We start from the raw sequence: 16,893 nt of genomic DNA, 5'->3' as shown, positions 1-16,893 counted from the left end.
CCTTGCGTCCTTATCGGTCTATTAGCGATGCCCCTTTGCGGGGCAGTGCTCCCAACTTAAGCCCCATTGCACCAGGAGAGTTTGTACGCGAGATGGAAGTGGGCACGGCTTTTCTGGGTGTCTCTGGACAAGAGCGAAGCCTGCCGAATGGCGCCTCGACTTTCAACGACCAGTTTGCAGACTTTTCCGCACGAATTGGGATGGCATGCGGGGTAAAAACCTTCAGGAGCTAAACAAGCTCCGCATCGCGGCCTCCTGATCTTTGCAGTCCTGCTGAATCAGGCGCAACACGCTGCTCAACCCTGATACGGACGCCTGACCATGAAACAGCAGAGCGCTACCACGCCGCTCGCGCTCTCCTGCACGCGAAGCGCAACGCTCACGTCCCCATGGTTCGTGCAGCGCACCGAATACAACCCCGCGCTGGCCACCTACCTGCCGCTCGTGAATGGCGAGACGGCCTTTGCGGCGGTGTTCGACGCCATACGGAACGCGGAGCACAGCATCGATATCCTGTGCTGGGGTTTCCAGCCGTCGATGTATTTCAGACGGGGCAGCGACGCGGCGGGTTCGCCATCGATCGGTGAACTGCTCGAATACAAGGGCCTCGAGAAACCTCACATCAGGATCCGGCTGCTGGTCTGGAGCGACTCACTGCACGTGGCGTCCTTCTCGGAAGACATGATGCCAGGCAACCACGGGCCAGTCGGGCTGGCGGGGGCTGCACAGGACGGGCGCACCCGCGCCCAGCGGGAATTCGACCAGCTCTGGTACTGGCGGGCCAACCGGAACAATGTCACGCGGATGTCGGCCGGGACGAGGGTCAATCCGTTCCCCGCAGCGAAATCGGTGGTGACCACGGCATTGAACGCATTGCCGGGCGCGCCAAAGCCGCTGACAAACATTGAATTCGCCACGCGCGATTTCGATCTGAGGGAGCGGGCCGAAATCGCCTGGCGCACGTGGATGAGCGGCCCGGCGGGCGACCCCACGCTGAGAGAGCGGAACACCGCGGCGATGACGGCGGAGCCCTCGCATCACCAGAAGATGGTGCTTGTCGACTACGAGCTTCCCGAGCGGGCCATCGGGTTCGTGATGGGGCACAACACGCTGGATGAATACTGGGACCGGGACGATCACACCTGGCTGCGGCAGGCGCCGCGAATGGGGCGCAACGGCCTGCATCCGCGGCAGGACATGTCCGCGAAGGTGACGGGTCCGGTCCTCGAGTACCTGAACGAGAATTTCTGCCAGGCGTGGGACGACGCGACCGGGCAGAACCTGACCCAGGCGCGGGCGGCGCTGGCTTGCCGGCTGAAGCTGCGCCCGGATCACGGTACGCCGGTGATGGCGCAGATCCTTCGCACGCAGTCGCAGCACGGCAAGGACGGCACGAAGGACATCGCTTCGCTGTACCTTCAGGCGGTGAACAACACGACGAGATTCGTGTACATCGAAAACCAGTATTTCCGTTACATGCCGGTGGCCGACAGGCTGCGGGAGAACGTCAACGCGCAGATCAAGGGGGGGCGCAACCCGGCGAAGCATGGTGAGGTGTATCTGTTCGTGGTCACGAACTCGAACGACGACGGCATCGGCCGCGGGACAGTGAGCAGCTACCAGATGCTCGCGGCGCTCGGATATGGCGACCGGATGCCCGGGGTCGAGACACTGGAGAAGAACGACCAGCTTACGCAGCAGGAGCAGACGCTGGAGAAGCAGCTTGCTGACGGACAGGCGGCCAGCCAGCGCGCGATGATGCAGGGCGCGGGTTTCTCGCAGATGCAGGGGCTCGCGAATTACCTGCAGGGCGCACAGACCCGGCAGGCAGAAATCGGGCAGCAGCTGGAGCAGACGAGGCAGGAGAAACGGCGGGTGGCGAGCGTGAGCCCGGACGGCATGACGAAGGAGGGAGAACTGGTGCCGCCGCAGGATATGCCGGGGATGAAGGTGCTGGTCTGCACCCTGGTCGCACCGGACACGCCTGCAGGCAAGGCGTGGGATTACGTCTATGTCCACCAGAAGCTGATGATCGTCGACGACGTGTTTACGACGCACGGCTCGGCCAATGTCAACCGGCGCAGCATGGAGGTGGATAGCGAACTGAATATCTGCCATGAGCATGGCGGCCTGACGTCCGCGCTGCGCAAACAGATGTGGGCGCTGCATACGAACAATCTGGGGGCTCAGGATGATGTGTCGGAGGCGTACTTGCAGTGGAGTTACATCATTTCCAAGAACACCAAAAGACAGAGCGCAAAGCGGGCTCCGATCGCGTCCCTCGTAGGCTTCCTGCGGACCTCGCCCACACGCACTTACGAGGATTGACTCATGAGACGAGGCATTCTCATCGCCCTGGTGGCGAGTCTTGCCTGCGCCTGTACAAAGGAGAACCCATTGGCTTCACTACCTGACCTGAGCGCCGTGCGCGCGAATCTCGCCTTTACCTGCGTACACGAGGACGACCATCTGCCGCCGCTCGATCCCGATGCGGACCAGTTGTTCAGATACGGCCGCTGGCTGCAGAAGCAGGACGGCCCGAAGGACTTCGACGATATCGCGCGGTATTACCGGATCGCGGCGGCTCACGATCACTACAAGGCCAATACCAACCTTCAGGCGCTGGTGTCGACGGGGCTGGCCGATTCTCCGGATGCACCGAAAGAGACGATCGACCTGGCAGCGCAACTGGTCAAACAGGGTGTGCCGGCCGGCTACTACGACATCGCGCATTACCTCGAACTCGGCTACGGGCTGAAGCAGAACAGCGAGACCGCGTTGCGCTATTTCCGCAAGGCAGCGGACCTGGGCAGTCCGGATGCGCAGTATTACCTCGCGGAGAAACTGTTCCCGGTTGACGCCGCACCTGAGGTTGCGCTGCAGATGTACCGGTGCTCAGCAGACCAGGGACATGGCAAGGCCGCGACCTCTCTGGCGATTGGTCGCGCCGACGACGAGGTCTACGCTGAAGCACTCAGGGCTTTCCAGCAGGGCGTCATGGCGGGAAATCGCCTGGCTGCTTGGGCTCTTGAAAATGGCTTTGCGGTAACTCCAGAAAACCGGGTGCTGTATTACCTAGCTGTTCCGAACGATCCCGAACGCTCGCGCCGCTACAAAGCGATCGGCAAATTCCTCGACAGGAACGAAGGTCTGAACCCGAAAGTCCCCGACGTCGACCAGATCGTGCCACTGCCGCCCGCGAAACTACCGCCGTGGGACGGCACGTTCCAGTGGGAGAAGGAACAGGCCGCAGCCGTGCCGCCGCCGAAGCCGTCCGATGCGCTGGTTGAACGGCTGGCCCGCGAGAAGAACCTCGACCCGGCGACAGGCCTTCGGGTCAGGACCGCGCATGAAAAGGAACTGGAGAGCCGCGTACCGCTGGGCACGCTCGTTCGCCCCGGTGAAGTCTGCCCGCAGGACGGCGTGTGGTGTGTCCGGGGATTCGCTTCGGTCAGCTACGACGCGACCCGCCGTTTCAGGAAAGGCGAGACGATGCCGCCACTCGCCCTGAAGGATCCCCGTCCCATTCCTGGCCTGGACTGGCTGCTCGGCATGCGCGTATACCGCACCAACGAGGAATGGAGCCTCAAGGCTTACCTCGATCATGCATAGGGGATAAATCGACACGAATATAAGCCTACTTCCGCCCTCGATTCCTGACGCAATCAATACTTAGACCACGTTATGTTCAGATATATACCTATTGGCAGATCACGATTTAAGCGCCTGATCTGCTGTATCGCAGTGATTCCAATGGTTGTCTTTGCCCAGAACGCCAGCGCGGACGACGACTGGTGGCAGAACCAGCATGCCCGAACCGACTGGGTCTTTAAAACATTAAAGGATAGCGATGTCGCATCTACGCTCGACCGCGTGTTAAAGGAGCAGGAGCGCTGGGCGAATCTGCCGGAAAATGCACCGACCAAATTCAGTTGTACAAAGCTGGAACTTCCCCCTCCGTCTCCCGCTGCGCTTTCCGCATTCAACCAGGCTTCTATGACGCGCGGGCCCGAAGCGGACAGGGGATATGCGAAAGCGGCATCTCTTGGTTATTGGCGCGCTGCAGCTCGGCTCGTCAACAGTAGTCTTGAGGACGAGTACTGGGAAGGCGCGGTACCGATTGTCGCCTGGCTGCTTGTGCATCATGTCCCGGCCGGATACAACAAGCTCGCAGACGTACTCGAGGCGCGTTCGGGCTACGATGGCGACGCGCCCAGCGACGGCACGCTCGATACGATCGAATCGTTGCGCTGGCGCGCTGCACGCGAAGGCGATCCGGTTGCACAGGCGCAGTTGGCGGATGTCTTTGACAAAATAAAAAAGCCTGCCATCGCGGCGTCATTGCGCGCGTGTGCGACTGAACAGAATCCGGATCTCACGCACTAGGGTAGATTGGCAACGAAGCCGAATTATCCGTAGGTCAGTGCCGCATTTCGCGGGCTCGACGCGCAGCACCGCTTGCACGACCATCGCATCCTTGCAGACTGACGTCTTGTCACATGTCGCCCGCCATTTCAGGGCAGGATGGCTAGCATTCGCTGTCTCTTCCGGATTGAAAATGAATCTGTCCACACAACGACGTCGGACGCGCGAAAGTAAGTGCCGCCCCGGGCAGGGGCATCGCTAATAGACCGATAAAAATGCAAGGAAAGGCCAACACCCTAATAACAAGCGACCCGCGAAAGCGAAAATAAAAAACCGCAATTCCAGATAAACAAAAAAATCAAAACCCTCAGTATGAGAAAAAGAACCCTAAATACTGAAAACAGCAAAAAACACCACATTTCCACAAAAATCGCCATATATGGCAACCGCAATGGCATCCGCAAAAGCGAAAACAATCCTTATCCGTTATAGTCACTTTTTTTCAGACGCCAGACTGGCCCAGACCACGGTGACACCGCAATGAAACCCGCGAACATCACCCGCCGCCATTGGCAATGAAACCCAAACCCGCGCCGCGAGCAAAGCACATCCAACCCCGCGGCAGGCAAAAAACAGCAAACAGACACCGCAGGAGCACACCCAAACCATGAACGCCCGCGAACCCGCTTTCGTCGCCGCCTCGCGCAGCTCCCGTCTGCGCCAGATGCTCACCAGCACCCAGCTCGAATTCATGATGGAGGCCCATAACGGCCTCTCCGCACGTATCGTCCGGGAAGCCGGCTTCAAGGCCATCTGGGCCTCCGGTCTAGCCATCTCCGCCCAGTTCGGCGTGCGCGACAACAACGAAGCCAGCTGGACCCAGGTCGTCGATAACCTCGAATTCATGGCCGATGCCAGCGATCTCCCCATCCTCCTCGATGGCGATACCGGCTACGGTAACTTCAATAACGTCCGCCGCCTCGTGCGCAAACTCGAACAACGTGGCATCGCCGGCGTCTGTATCGAAGACAAGCAGTTCCCCAAGACCAATAGCTTCATCAACGGCGAGCGTCAGCCGCTCGCCGAAATGGACGAGTTCTGCGGCAAGATCAAGGCCGGTAAAGACTCGCAGACCGATGAGGACTTCTCGATCGTCGCGCGCGTCGAAGCACTCATCGCCGGCTGGGGCATGGACGAAGCGCTGCGCCGCGCCGAGGCCTATCGTCTGGCCGGCGCCGACGCGATCCTGATTCACAGCAAGCTGTCGCGTCCCGACGAAATCCTCGAGTTCGCCCGCGAATGGGCCGGCCGTGGTCCGCTCGTCATCGTGCCGACCAAGTACTACAGCACGCCGACTGAAGTGTTCCGCGAAGCGGGCATCAGCACCGTCATCTGGGCGAACCATCTGATTCGCGCGTCGACCTCGGCTATGCAAGCGGTTGCCAAAGAAATCCACGCCAGCGAAACGCTCGTCGATGTCGAGGACCGCATCGCCTCCGTCAACGAAATCTTCCGTCTGCAGGACGCCGATGAATACTCGGAAGCCGAAAACCGCTATCTGTCGGCTTCGCGCGCGTCGGCTTCGGCCGTCGTGCTGGCCGCCAGCCGTGGCGCCGGTCTTGAAGCCGTGACCGCGGATCGTCCCAAGGTCATGTTGCCGATCGCCGGCAAGCCGCTGTTGCGCTGGCTCGTCGATGCGTTCAAGAAGCAGGGCGTCAACGACATCACCGTGGTCGGCGGCTATCGCGCCGATGCCATCGAAACCGCCGGCATCAAGCTGGTCGTCAACGAACGCCACGCGGAGACCGGCGAACTGGCCTCGCTCGCCTGCGCTGTCGATGCGCTCAAGTCGGATACGGTCATCTCGTACGGCGATCTGTTATTCCGCAGCTATATCGTGCGCGACCTGGTCGAAAGCGAAGCGCCGTTTAGCGTCGTGGTGGATTCGTCACTGACCGAGCCGGTCAACAGCAGCGTGCGCGACTTCGCATGGTGCTCGGCGTCGGACGATCGCGGTCTGTTCGGCAACAAGGTGCTGCTCAAGCGCGTCTCGAGCGAACTGCAGGGCAACGCGACTTCGGGTGACGTCAAGCAGCCGGACGGCCGCTGGGTTGGTCTCTTGAACGTGCGCGGCGAAGGACGCGAGCGTCTGCACGCCGTGCTCACCACGTTGCGCGCGCGTCCGGATTTCGACAAGCTCGATATGCCCGCGCTGCTCAACGCGCTGATCGAAGCCGGTGAAGCGATCGAAGTGCAGTACGTGCACGGTCACTGGCGCGGCGTCAACGATCTGGAAGACTTCCGTCGTGCCGGCGATTTCGCGCACTCGCAAACGCCGCTTGCCTCTGGCGCCGCCAGCGGAGAGGCGCAATGATCGAGGCTGCAAAGTTTGTCGAGGCGGCGCGCGAGCGTGGCTTCGACTGGTATGCCGGTGTGCCGTGTTCGTATCTGACGCCGTTTATCAACTATGTGCTGCAGGACCCGTCGCTGCATTACGTCTCGGCGGCCAATGAAGGCGACGCGGTCGCGCTGATCGCCGGCGTCACGCTCGGCGCGCAGAACGGCCGGCGCGGCGTCACGATGATGCAGAACTCCGGGCTCGGCAATGCGGTGAGCCCGCTGACGTCGCTGACCTGGACGTTCCGTCTGCCGCAACTGCTGATCGTCACGTGGCGTGGCCAGCCCGGCGTGTCCGACGAGCCGCAGCATGCGCTGATGGGACCGGTCACGCCGGCCATGCTCGATACCATGGAAATTCCGTGGGAAACGTTCCCGACCGAAGCCGACGCCATCGGCCCGGCGCTCGATCGCGCGATTGCTCACATGGACGAGACCGGTCGTCCGTATGCGCTCGTCATGCAGAAGGGCAGCGTAGCGCCGTATGAGTTGAAGCAGGGTGACGGCGCGGCGCGGCGCACGCCGTCCGCGGCACAAGCGCAGTGGCGCGGCGCGGCGGCGGATGCGCTGCCGACGCGCCAGGCCGCGTTGCAGCGCGTGATCGCGCACACGCCGGCTGAATCGACGGTGGTGCTGGCATCCACGGGTTTTTGCGGGCGCGAACTGTATGCGCTCGACGACCGGCCGAACCAGCTGTACATGGTCGGCTCGATGGGCTGCCTGACGCCGTTCGCGCTCGGTCTGGCGCTGACGCGTCCCGACCTGCACGTGGTCGCAGTCGACGGCGACGGCGCCGCGCTGATGCGTATGGGCGTGTTCGCCACCTTGGGTGCATACGGTCCCTCCAATCTGACACACGTCCTGCTCGACAACGGCGCGCACGATTCGACCGGCGGTCAGGCAACGGTGTCTGCGCAGGTGTCGTTTGCGGGCGTCGCGGCTGCGTGCGGTTATGCCTCGGCGGTCGAAAGCGACGATCTGGCCGTGCTCGACGAAGTACTCGCCGCGCCGCCGCTGCAGGGTCCGCGTTTCGTGCGCCTTGCGATCCGTCGCGGCACGCCGGACGGCCTGCCGCGTCCCACCATCACTCCGCCGGATGTGAAGACGCGTCTCATGCGCCATATCGCCACCGCTCAAGGAGCCCAATGATGTTGTTGCTCAATCCCGGCCCCGTGACGCTGACCGAGCGTGTCCGTCAGAGTCTGCTGCAGCCCGATCTCTGTCATCGCGAGAGCGAGTTCTTCGATCTGCAGGAAGAGGCGCGCGAGCGTCTGCTGCAGATCTATCAGCTTGACCCCGCCGAGTGGCAAGCCGTGCTGATGACCGGTTCGGGTACCGCTGCTGTCGAAAGCATGATTGCGGGCCTGGTGCCGGAGAACGGCAAGCTGCTGGTGATCGAGAACGGCGTGTACGGCGAACGCATTACGCAGATTGCGAGCCAGTACCGTATCGCGCACGAAGCGCTCAAGCACGACTGGATGCAGGCGCCCGACCTCGAACGGATAGCGGCACGCCTCGCTGCGGGCGAGGGCGTCACGCACGTGGCGGTGATTCATCACGAGACCACCACCGGCCGTCTGAACGATCTGCAGGCGCTGGCCGAGGTGTGCCGCATGCATGGCGTGCGTCTGCTGGTGGATGGCGTCAGCAGTTTCGCCGCCGAGGCAATCGATTTCGCCGACAGCACCATCGCAGCCGTCGCGGCGACCGCCAACAAGTGTCTGCATGGCGTGCCAGGCGCGTCGTTTGTCGTGGTGCGGCGCGAGGCCCTGGTTCACGCGGCAAGCCGTACCTACTACCTGGACCTGGCGCGTCTCGCCAAACTGCAGGATCAGCGCAATACGCCGTTCACGCCGTCGGTGCACGCCTACTACGCACTCGTCGAAGCATTGCGTGAACTCGAGGACGAAGGCGGCTGGAAGGCACGTCACGCGCGCTATGCGGCGCTTGCCGAGCAGGCGCGTGCAGGTCTGGCTGCGCGCGGGATGGAGAGCGTGCTGCCGCCGGAACAATCGTCGGTGGTGTTGCGCGCTTACCGGCTGCCGGCTGGCATCAGCTATCCGCAACTGCACGACGCGCTGAAGGCCCGCGGTTTTGTGATCTACGCAGGCCAGGGCGGCCTCTCGGCGGAACTGTTCCGCATCTCGACGATGGGCAACATCCATCCCGCGGACGTCGACCGTCTGCTGCAAGGCTTTACCGAAATCACGCGTTAAAGCCAGCCCGACTCCGCAGCGTCAAACCGGATCTTTATCCGGCGGCCCTTCGGGCCGCTGCGGCTCGTCGTTGTGATGGCCGGGCGAGGGCGGCGCCAGCGGGTCGCCCTCCGGATCGCGTGTCGGGTCCGCAAGCGGGTCGGGAATCGGGTTGGTATGCATGCGGAAAAACATGACGTCACCTCGCGGGAGAGGAGCGGCGTGCGGGAGCACGGGACACGCTCAACTGCCAGTAGTGTTCGGCGCGAAACACATCTTCGTAACCTTTCGGCCCGAATGCGCGTAGCTGGCTCTCATAAGCATAGACGGCCTCGCGCTTCAGGTACGCCTGACGTTCGGCATCGATCGTGTGTGCGATCGACGGGTGCGCCGGCGTCGCCATAATCCCCCGTAGCGCCAGATCGTCGAGGCGCGCCTCGACCACGCCCGGCTGGCGGCGGTGGATCGCATCCTCGTAGGCAAACCACGTCAGGTGCGACAGCCGCGGCAGGATTTCGATGCAGGCGTCGTAGACCAGCGCGTGATCGGCGTGATGCAGACCGAGCGGCATCACCAGCGTGTTCGCGGTCGAGCGGTAAATGGTTTCTTCAAGCGCAGCCGACAATCTGCTGATCGACGGCGAGTCCAGATACTGGCCGTCGCGAAACGGCATCCTGACCGGGACCGCGTCGAGCAGTTCGAGCGCACGATTGTCTTCCAGTGTGCGCGCATTCACCGATTCCTGCGCGCTCGTAAAGCCGGCCTGCTGGTCCCATTCAGTCTGCATATCCGGCTCGGGCGCCGCGGCGAAGACGGTGCAGACGACGGCGTCGGGATGGGTGGCGAGCAACGCGCCGCAACTAAAGACGGCATCGTCGAAATGGGGCGAGACAACAAAAAGACGCGGGCTGGTTTCGCTCATGGGAGTCGCACTGGATTGTCGGAGGCGAGGCACGCGGGATACCGCGTCTGACGCGACGACGGGAACGCGTCACATCAGCTTAGTCGGTATTGGCGCGCGCTGCGCACAACGTCAGTGCATTCGCAAGGCGTGTGCCTGAGCGCGGCGCTGCCCCGGGAGGCGTCGCGCGAGATCGTCTGGGAGGTTGCACGCAGGGTTGTCCGGTCACACGCCGGCGAGATCGTCGGGTGTATCCACGTCGCGCAGGATGCCCGGATCGTCGAGATCCAGACGTGCGACCCGGTTTGCGGCCAGCAGGGCACGGGCGCCGGTGTCGCCGTCGAGTCCGCGCAAGGCTTCGCCGTGCTCCGCGCCGAAACCGACCGGATGCCCGCGTTGGCCCTGATAAAACGGCACGACAATCGATGCTCCGCCGTCGAGCGTGCGCGCTACGGCTTCTACCGTGGCGACAGCAATGCGCGGCATATCGGCCAGCGCGACGATCCAGCCTTCCGAGTCGGCGCTCGCTTCGATGCCGGCGGCAAGGCTCGCGCCCATGCCGCGTTCGGCGTCGGCCGAGAACACCACGTCGCAACCGGCCTCATTGAGCATGCGGGCCAGCGCTTCGGATCCTGGCCTCACCACGGCGAGCACGCGGCTGACCACCAGCAGCAGGCGATGCGCGGCTTCATGCGCGACGATGCCGCCGTCCGGCATGCGGGCGAGCAGTTTATTGTGCAGACCGTCCGGATCGAAGCGCGACCCGTAGCCGGCGGCGAGCAGCACGCCGGTTGCGAGCGAGGCGTAGGCCATGGGCGGCACCTGGAGAGGAGGATGAGGTCGATTGTGCGGCGCAACCGGCGAGCAGGCAAGCGCGAATGTGGCGGGCGCGCCGGCCCCCTCAAACCCGCACCGGCGATAACACCTTATCGAGCGTGATCGGCAAATCCCGCACCCGCACGCCAGTGGCGTGATAAACCGCATTCGCGAGCGCTGCCACCACGCCGGTCAGGCCAATCTCGCCAATCCCCCGCACGCCCAGCGAATTGATATGAGGATCCGGTTCGTTTACGAAGGTGACATCCAGCGCGCCGATGTCCGCATTCACCGGCACGTGATACTCGGCGAGATTCATATTGACGAAGCGTCCATAGCGCTCGTCGAGCAGCGTGTCTTCTTCGAATGCGGCGCTGATGCCCCACACCATGCCGCCCATCATCTGGCTACGCGCGGTTTTCTCATTGAGGACCCGGCCGACGTCGTACACGCCGACGATGCGCGGCACCCGGATCGTGCCGAGATCCGCATCCACATGGACCTCCGTGAACACCGCCCCGAACGAATGCAGCGAATATTCGCTGCGCTCCTGGCCGGGCTTCACACTTACCACGGCCTCGATCGGTTTGCCGCCGGCGCGCGCGAGAATTGCGGCCGCGGGGTCGCGCAGTGACGGATTCGCGCGGCTGACCACCCAGCCGTCCTGCACGGTCACATCGGACGCATCCATGCCGTGTACCGGCGATGCATTGTCGGCCAGCGCGAGCGACATCAATTGGTTGCGCACCTGCGTGCAGGCATCGTGCACCGCCGGCGAGACGCTCGCGGCCGATTGCGAGCCGCCCGAACCGGGCGCTTGAGGCAAGCTCGAATCGCCGAGCTCGAAGTGGATTTTTTCGGGCGGAAAGCCGAGCGCGTCGGCCGACACCTGGGTCATCACCGTGTAGGTGCCGGTGCCGAGATCCTGCGTACCCGAGCCGACCATCGCCGTTCCGTCGGGCAGGATGCGCGCAATCGCCGCGGCCGGGCTTCGGTTGGCGGGATACGTGGCGCTCGCCATGCCGAGGCCGATCAACGTATGGCCGGAGCGCATCGAACGGGGTGTCGAAGTACGCCGCGACCAGCCGAATTTTTCCGCGCCAATCTCATAGCATTGGCGCAGTGCCTTGCTCGAAAAAGGCTTGTTCTCCTGCGGATCGACTTCCGCGTAGTTTTTTAGCCGCAATGCGACGGGGTCCATCTTGAGCTTCCACGCGAGTTCGTCCATCGCGGATTCGAGCGCGAACGAGCCTGTGGTTTCGCCTGGCGCGCGCATAAATGTAGGCGTACCAAGGTTCAACTGGACTAGGCGATGCGTCGTCAGCTGATTCGGCACGGCATAGAGCATGCGCGTGACCATGCAGCAGGTCTCGGTCCAGTCTTCGATCGTCGACGTGTTCGAGATGCTGTCGTGGAGCATCGCGGTGAGCGTGCCGTCGGGCCGCGCGGCAAGTAGGAAATGCTGCTCGGTACGCGGTCGCGCGCCGACCGAGCCGAACATCTGCGGGCGCGTCAAGGCGAGGCGCACCGGACGTCCCGTCTGCTTCGCGGCCATCGCGCAGAGCACCACATGCGACCAGGACGAGCCCTTGCCGCCGAAACCGCCGCCGAGGAACGGCGAGATCACGTGCACGTCATCTGGCGATACGCCGAGCGTTTTCGCCACGGCGGTGCGCGTGCCGCTCACGCCCTGGGTGGAGTCGTACAGCGTCAGTTGCGGGCCATCCCAATGCGCCATGGTGGCGTGCGGCTCCATGGGGTTGTGATGTTCGACCGGTGTCGTGTAGACCTGATCGATGCGCACGCTGCCGGCGGCCACGCCCTCATCGAAGTTGCCGCGTTGCGTGTCGGTCTGGCGGCCCTGCGGGCTGATCGGCGCGTGCATGGTCGCTTTGGCGCGCGTGAAGTTATGCGCGCCAGGCGTCGCCTGATACGTGATGCGCAGTTGCTGTGCGGCGTCGGTGGCGCGCTCCAGCGTGTCGGCGACCACCACGGCGACTGGCTCATTGCTGTAGTGAACCTGGTTGTCCTGCAGCAACGACAGATGACGGCCGGCAGGCGGCGCCAGCGGCGGACGCCCGCCGTTGGGCAGGCGCGGCGCGTTCTGATACGTCATCACCAGCAGTACGCCCGGTAGCGATTGCGCGCGGCTCGCGTCGATCGAGGCAATGCTGCCGCTCGAAATCGTGCTCGTCACCAGCACCGCGTGCGCGAGGCGCGCTCCGCCAAATTCCGCTGCATAGCGAGCCTCGCCCGTGACTTTCAGCACGCCGTCGGTGCGGTCCATCGGCTGACCGACCAGTGGCGCCTTCTTGTTCAGGTTCGTAGTCATGCGACACCTCCCGTCCGGCCCGCGGCCTGATTCACGGCACGCACGATCGAGCGTTGCGCGAGTTGCACCTTGAAGCGGTTGCCGCTGAGCGGCTGCGCCTCGCCCATCGTGGCAGCGGCGGCCGCGCGCAGATTCGCATCCGAGATCGGTTTCCCACTCAGCATCTGCTCCGCGACACTCGCGCGCCACGGCTTATGCGCGACCCCGCCCAACGCGATATGCGCAGTCCTAACCGTATTGCCATCCATTTGCAAAGCCGCGGCGACCGAAACGAGCGCAAACGCGTAACTCGCGCGGTCGCGCACCTTCAGGTAATGGGAGTGGTCGCTAAAGAGCGGGGGCGGCAAGTCGACCGCCGTGATCAGCTCGCCGGGTTGCAGTGTCGTATCCACTTCCGGACGATCGGCAGGCAGGCGGTGAAACTCCGAGATCGGAATCGTGCGCTCGCCGCGCAGACTGCTCACGCGCACCACGGCATCGAGCGCTGCGAGTGCCACGCTCATATCCGACGGGTTCACGGCGACACACTGCGAACTGGCGCCGAGGATCGCATGCGTGCGGTTTTGCCCTTCTATCGAAGCGCAGCCGCTGCCGGGCTGGCGCTTGTTGCATTGGCTAAATGCCGTATCGTAGAAGTAGCCGCAGCGCGTGCGCTGCATCAGATTGCCGCCAACGGTGGCCATATTGCGCAACTGCGGCGAGGCGCCGGCCAGAAACGCTTGTGACAGCAACGGGTACTGCTCGCGTACCAGGGCGTGATTGGCGGCATCGCTGTTACGCACGAGTGCGCCGATGCGCAGGCCGCCGTCGGGCAGCGTGCCGATAGTGTCGAGGCCGCGCAGGTGCGTGATATCGACAAGATGTACGGGTTGCTCCACACCGCCTTTCATCAGATCCAGCAGGTTGGTACCGCCGCCGATAAACATCGTGCCGGGTTGCTGCGCTGCGCGCAGCGCGCCGCTCACGTCCACAGCGCGTTCGTAGGAGATCGCGTCCATGCCGGCCTCCTAGGCGTTGCCCGTGCTGCCGTCATGCACGGCGCGCACGGCGGCGACGATGTTCGCATACGCACCGCAGCGGCAGATGTTGCCGCTCATGCGCTCGCGGATTTCATCGTCGCTGAGTTGGGAAGGGTGCGTGCGGACATCGGCCGTGACGGTGCTGGCGGTACCGTTGCCGAACTCGTTGAGCATGGCAGTGGCCGAGCACAATTGCCCGGGCGTACAGTAGCCGCACTGGAAGGCGTCGTGTTCGATGAAGGCGCGCTGGATCGGACTCAACACGCCATTGCTCGCCAGGCCTTCCACTGTAGTGATGGTTTCGCCATCGTGCATCACGGCAAGTGTCAGGCAAGAGTTGATGCGACGGCCTTCCACCATGACGGTGCACGCACCGCACTGGCCGCGGTCGCAGCCTTTCTTCGTGCCCATCAACCCGGCGTATTCGCGTAGTGCATCGAGCAGCGTCACGCGCGGCTCGAGTTGCAGCGTATAGGCGCGGCCGTTGACATTGAGCGTGACCGGCTGCGGCGGCTCGGGCGCGCGCGGCGCTTCGGGCGACGGCACGGCGGCAGGTTGGTTCTGGGCATGGACATGCGGCGCAACGCCTACCGTCGCGGCGGCCGCAGCGGATTGCAGGAAGCGGCGGCGCGAAGGTTTATTGGGGGTGGCGTCAGGTTCGTCGTCTGAACCCGGGGGGACTCGATTTCTGGACATAACGTTCTGTTTGCTCCATGAAAGGTCGATGCAAACCCGCGACACGTCGGGAGTTCGATGCGATGCACTGGCGGCGTAGAGAAGTCAGCAATTTCGATGCCGCGGTGGTGAGCGGGAACTGCGGGAAGACGTCCGGACATGCGGATGCGACGCGGCATCGCTGCACGTTGCGATTAACTATATGCAATGCCGCAGAGGATCAAGCGTCCGTTATCGGGCTAGAAAAGAAACACTGTTTTGCGCAATACAGCAGGAGCTATTGATGCCGACACGGAGCGGCAAATCGCCGGTCAAACGTTCTATTGGTAAGGCATACAGAGGAATTGAAGCCCTATGCTGCTGCCAGATCCGTTAGTGTTTCGCGTAGCCACACGAGTGCCGGGTCGACATGGTTACGCGGATGCCACGCCGCGAATAGCGTGAAGCCGCGCGCCTCGAACGGCAGTTCGAACAGATCGAGCCGCTTGTTATGGCGCTCTGCAAAGCGCGACGGCAACGTCGAAACGTAATCCGAATTCACCAGCAATTCGGGCACTAGCGTGAAATGCTGGACTGAGAGTGCGACGCGCCGTGCACGGCCGAGCGCATCGAGATGTTCGTCCATGAAGCCGTAGAAGCTGCCGCCACTCGTCGAGACGAGTACATGTTTTAGCGAGCAATACGTATCCAGATCGAGCGGCGTCGTGCCTCGTGGATGCCCCTTGCGCTGCACGAAGACGAAACGCTCGTCGAACAGTTTGCGGGCTTTCATCGACGCTGGGATCATCCGCTCGGAACCGAGCAGCAGATCGATCTCGCCACGCTCGAGGCGCTCTGCCGTCGACGGTTGATCGGCCACGACGAACGCAATGCGCACGCCCTGGCCGGCCAGTTCGGGCAGCCGCTCCATCAGCGGCAAACCGAGCACGGAGGTGGCGTTGTCGTTAGCCGCGATGACGAAGCGCCGCACGTCGCTATGCGGATCGAAGGCCGGTTGATGGCGCACCACCACCTCCAGGTTTTTCAAGGCTGCGTGCAACGGCTCCATCAAGGCTAGCGCCCGCGCGCTACGCGTCATGCCGCGGCCGGTTTCGGCGGGGATCAGGAGCGGATCGCCGAAGATCTGCCGCAGCCGCGCGAGTTGCGTCGAGACGGCGGGCTGCGTCAGATGCAGGCGCTCGGCTGCGCGCGTGACGTTGGACTCTGCGAGCAGTGCATCGAGTGACACCAGCAGGTTCAGGTCGATACCGCGTAGATCAATCATGTTGATGGGTCGCCTCCAAGGGATTGATCACAAGAATACGTAGCTGGGCGCTGGAGTTCAAGCGCGCGTTTGCTAATCAGGGCGGCGACGGATCGCGCTTCGCTTCATAAGTGTTCGGTATTGCGGCAGACCGATTTCATCTTGGCGTGCCCGCGGTGGCGAGCATACCGTTACGAGTGCGTGACAGCGTCAAGCTGTTCCCTCTATTCCCGACACGAACATCGACTATGTACAAAGCCATCCGCAAGAACCCCTCGGCTGCTCAGGCCGAAGTCAGCACTCTGAACGCGTTGCGCGACATTCCGGTCTCCGCGCTTAGCGACAACATGCATCGCAACACCGGCAGTGCGGGACTGCATCCTTACCAGCGCCCCGGGAAGAAGACGATGGCCGGCACAGCGGTCACGGTGCGTTCGCGCGGCGGCGATAACCTGACCTATCTGCGTGCGCTCGAGTTTTGCCGCCCAGGCGACGTGCTGGTGGTCGATGCCGGCGGCGACCTCAACAACGCGGTTGTCGGTGGCATCTTGACGTTTTACGCTGCCACGATCGGTCTCTCGGGCGTAGTGATCGACGGCGCGATCCGCGATGTCGCAGAGATTCGTGAGCGGGATTTTCCGGTCTATGCGCGCGGTGTCACACACCGCGGACCGTATAAGGACGGTCCGGGCGAGATCAATGTGCCGGTATGTGTGGGCGGCATGGTCGTTAACCCGGGCGACATTGTCGTCGGCGATCAGGATGGCTTGCTGGCCATCCCTCAGGAAGACGCCGGGTTTGTCATCGAGAAGGCGCTCGCCGTGCTGGAAGCGGAGGCCGAAACGATGCGTGCGATGAGAGAAGGGCGTTGGGACCGGGCGTTCATTGACGCGCTGGAAGCGCGCTGCAATAACTAAGGCCCGAAGTTTGGGCAGGCTTTGAGTTGTTTG

Annotated in this window: 14 protein-coding genes; 7 read left to right on the top strand and 7 right to left on the bottom strand. The window is 63.2% G+C overall.

Annotated elements, in window-relative coordinates; all coding sequences use genetic code 11:
• The first annotated feature begins 321 nt into the window (after positions 1 to 321).
• The 6 genes from BUS06_RS20275 (at position 322) to BUS06_RS20250 (ending at position 8,978) form a co-directional block, all read left to right on the top strand.
• Entirely contained in the window at positions 322 to 2,328 is a 2,007-nt protein-coding gene (locus tag BUS06_RS20275) for a phospholipase D-like domain-containing protein (protein WP_074266248.1), read from the top strand.
• A gap of 3 nt (positions 2,329 to 2,331) precedes the next feature.
• Positions 2,332 to 3,612 carry an SEL1-like repeat protein gene (locus BUS06_RS20270; protein WP_254368922.1) on the top strand — a complete coding sequence of 427 codons (1,281 nt, stop codon included), beginning with the start codon at positions 2,332 to 2,334 and terminating at the stop codon, positions 3,610 to 3,612.
• Positions 3,613 to 3,753: 141 nt separating this feature from the next.
• A complete protein-coding gene (locus BUS06_RS20265) occupies positions 3,754 to 4,386 on the top strand; it encodes a hypothetical protein (RefSeq protein WP_074266246.1) in 633 nt (210 codons plus the stop codon).
• A 646-nt stretch (positions 4,387 to 5,032) separates the two neighbouring features.
• Positions 5,033 to 6,739: a phosphoenolpyruvate mutase gene (gene aepX, locus BUS06_RS20260; RefSeq protein ID WP_074266245.1), complete on the top strand. Its 1,707-nt coding sequence runs from the start codon at positions 5,033 to 5,035 to the stop codon at positions 6,737 to 6,739.
• The gene (gene aepY / locus BUS06_RS20255; RefSeq protein ID WP_074266244.1) at positions 6,736 to 7,911 is read left to right on the top strand and encodes a phosphonopyruvate decarboxylase; all 1,176 of its coding nucleotides are present in this window, start codon (positions 6,736 to 6,738) and stop codon (positions 7,909 to 7,911) included. Before aepX ends, aepY begins: the two co-directional genes overlap by 4 nt.
• Positions 7,911 to 8,978 carry a 2-aminoethylphosphonate aminotransferase gene (locus tag BUS06_RS20250; RefSeq protein WP_074266243.1) on the top strand — a complete coding sequence of 356 codons (1,068 nt, stop codon included), beginning with the start codon at positions 7,911 to 7,913 and terminating at the stop codon, positions 8,976 to 8,978. Before aepY ends, BUS06_RS20250 begins: the two co-directional genes overlap by 1 nt.
• 21 nt (positions 8,979 to 8,999) lie before the next feature.
• On the opposite strand, the gene BUS06_RS37885 is transcribed toward BUS06_RS20250, so the two are convergent.
• From BUS06_RS37885 to BUS06_RS20220, 7 genes are all read right to left on the bottom strand, one after another.
• Complete coding sequence (locus BUS06_RS37885; RefSeq protein ID WP_167379410.1) at positions 9,000 to 9,152, bottom strand: hypothetical protein; 153 nt, start codon at positions 9,150 to 9,152, stop codon at positions 9,000 to 9,002.
• A 4-nt stretch (positions 9,153 to 9,156) separates the two neighbouring features.
• On the bottom strand, positions 9,157 to 9,879 hold the full coding sequence (locus BUS06_RS20245; RefSeq protein WP_074266242.1) for a PIG-L deacetylase family protein: 723 nt from the start codon (positions 9,877 to 9,879) through the stop codon (positions 9,157 to 9,159).
• A gap of 204 nt (positions 9,880 to 10,083) precedes the next feature.
• Positions 10,084 to 10,671: a nucleotidyltransferase family protein gene (locus BUS06_RS20240; protein ID WP_074266241.1), complete on the bottom strand. Its 588-nt coding sequence runs from the start codon at positions 10,669 to 10,671 to the stop codon at positions 10,084 to 10,086.
• Positions 10,672 to 10,759: 88 nt separating this feature from the next.
• Positions 10,760 to 13,006 carry a xanthine dehydrogenase family protein molybdopterin-binding subunit gene (locus BUS06_RS20235; protein WP_074266240.1) on the bottom strand — a complete coding sequence of 749 codons (2,247 nt, stop codon included), beginning with the start codon at positions 13,004 to 13,006 and terminating at the stop codon, positions 10,760 to 10,762.
• A complete protein-coding gene (locus tag BUS06_RS20230; RefSeq protein ID WP_074266239.1) occupies positions 13,003 to 14,004 on the bottom strand; it encodes an FAD binding domain-containing protein in 1,002 nt (333 codons plus the stop codon). The genes BUS06_RS20235 and BUS06_RS20230 overlap by 4 nt, the downstream gene beginning before the upstream one ends.
• 9 nt (positions 14,005 to 14,013) lie before the next feature.
• Entirely contained in the window at positions 14,014 to 14,721 is a 708-nt protein-coding gene (locus BUS06_RS20225; protein WP_074266238.1) for a 2Fe-2S iron-sulfur cluster-binding protein, read from the bottom strand.
• A gap of 331 nt (positions 14,722 to 15,052) precedes the next feature.
• On the bottom strand, positions 15,053 to 15,964 hold the full coding sequence (locus tag BUS06_RS20220) for a LysR family transcriptional regulator (RefSeq protein WP_074266237.1): 912 nt from the start codon (positions 15,962 to 15,964) through the stop codon (positions 15,053 to 15,055).
• A 227-nt stretch (positions 15,965 to 16,191) separates the two neighbouring features.
• Between BUS06_RS20220 and BUS06_RS20215 the strand changes: the two genes are divergently transcribed.
• The gene (locus BUS06_RS20215; protein ID WP_074266236.1) at positions 16,192 to 16,860 is read left to right on the top strand and encodes an RraA family protein; all 669 of its coding nucleotides are present in this window, start codon (positions 16,192 to 16,194) and stop codon (positions 16,858 to 16,860) included.
• Positions 16,861 to 16,893 lie beyond the last annotated feature (33 nt).

The organism is Paraburkholderia phenazinium, from assembly GCF_900141745.1.
Taxonomy (GTDB): Bacteria; Pseudomonadota; Gammaproteobacteria; order Burkholderiales; family Burkholderiaceae; genus Paraburkholderia; species Paraburkholderia phenazinium_B.
The sequence above is the reverse complement of the archived record's forward strand: the minus strand, read 5'-3'. Positions and strand labels throughout refer to the sequence as shown.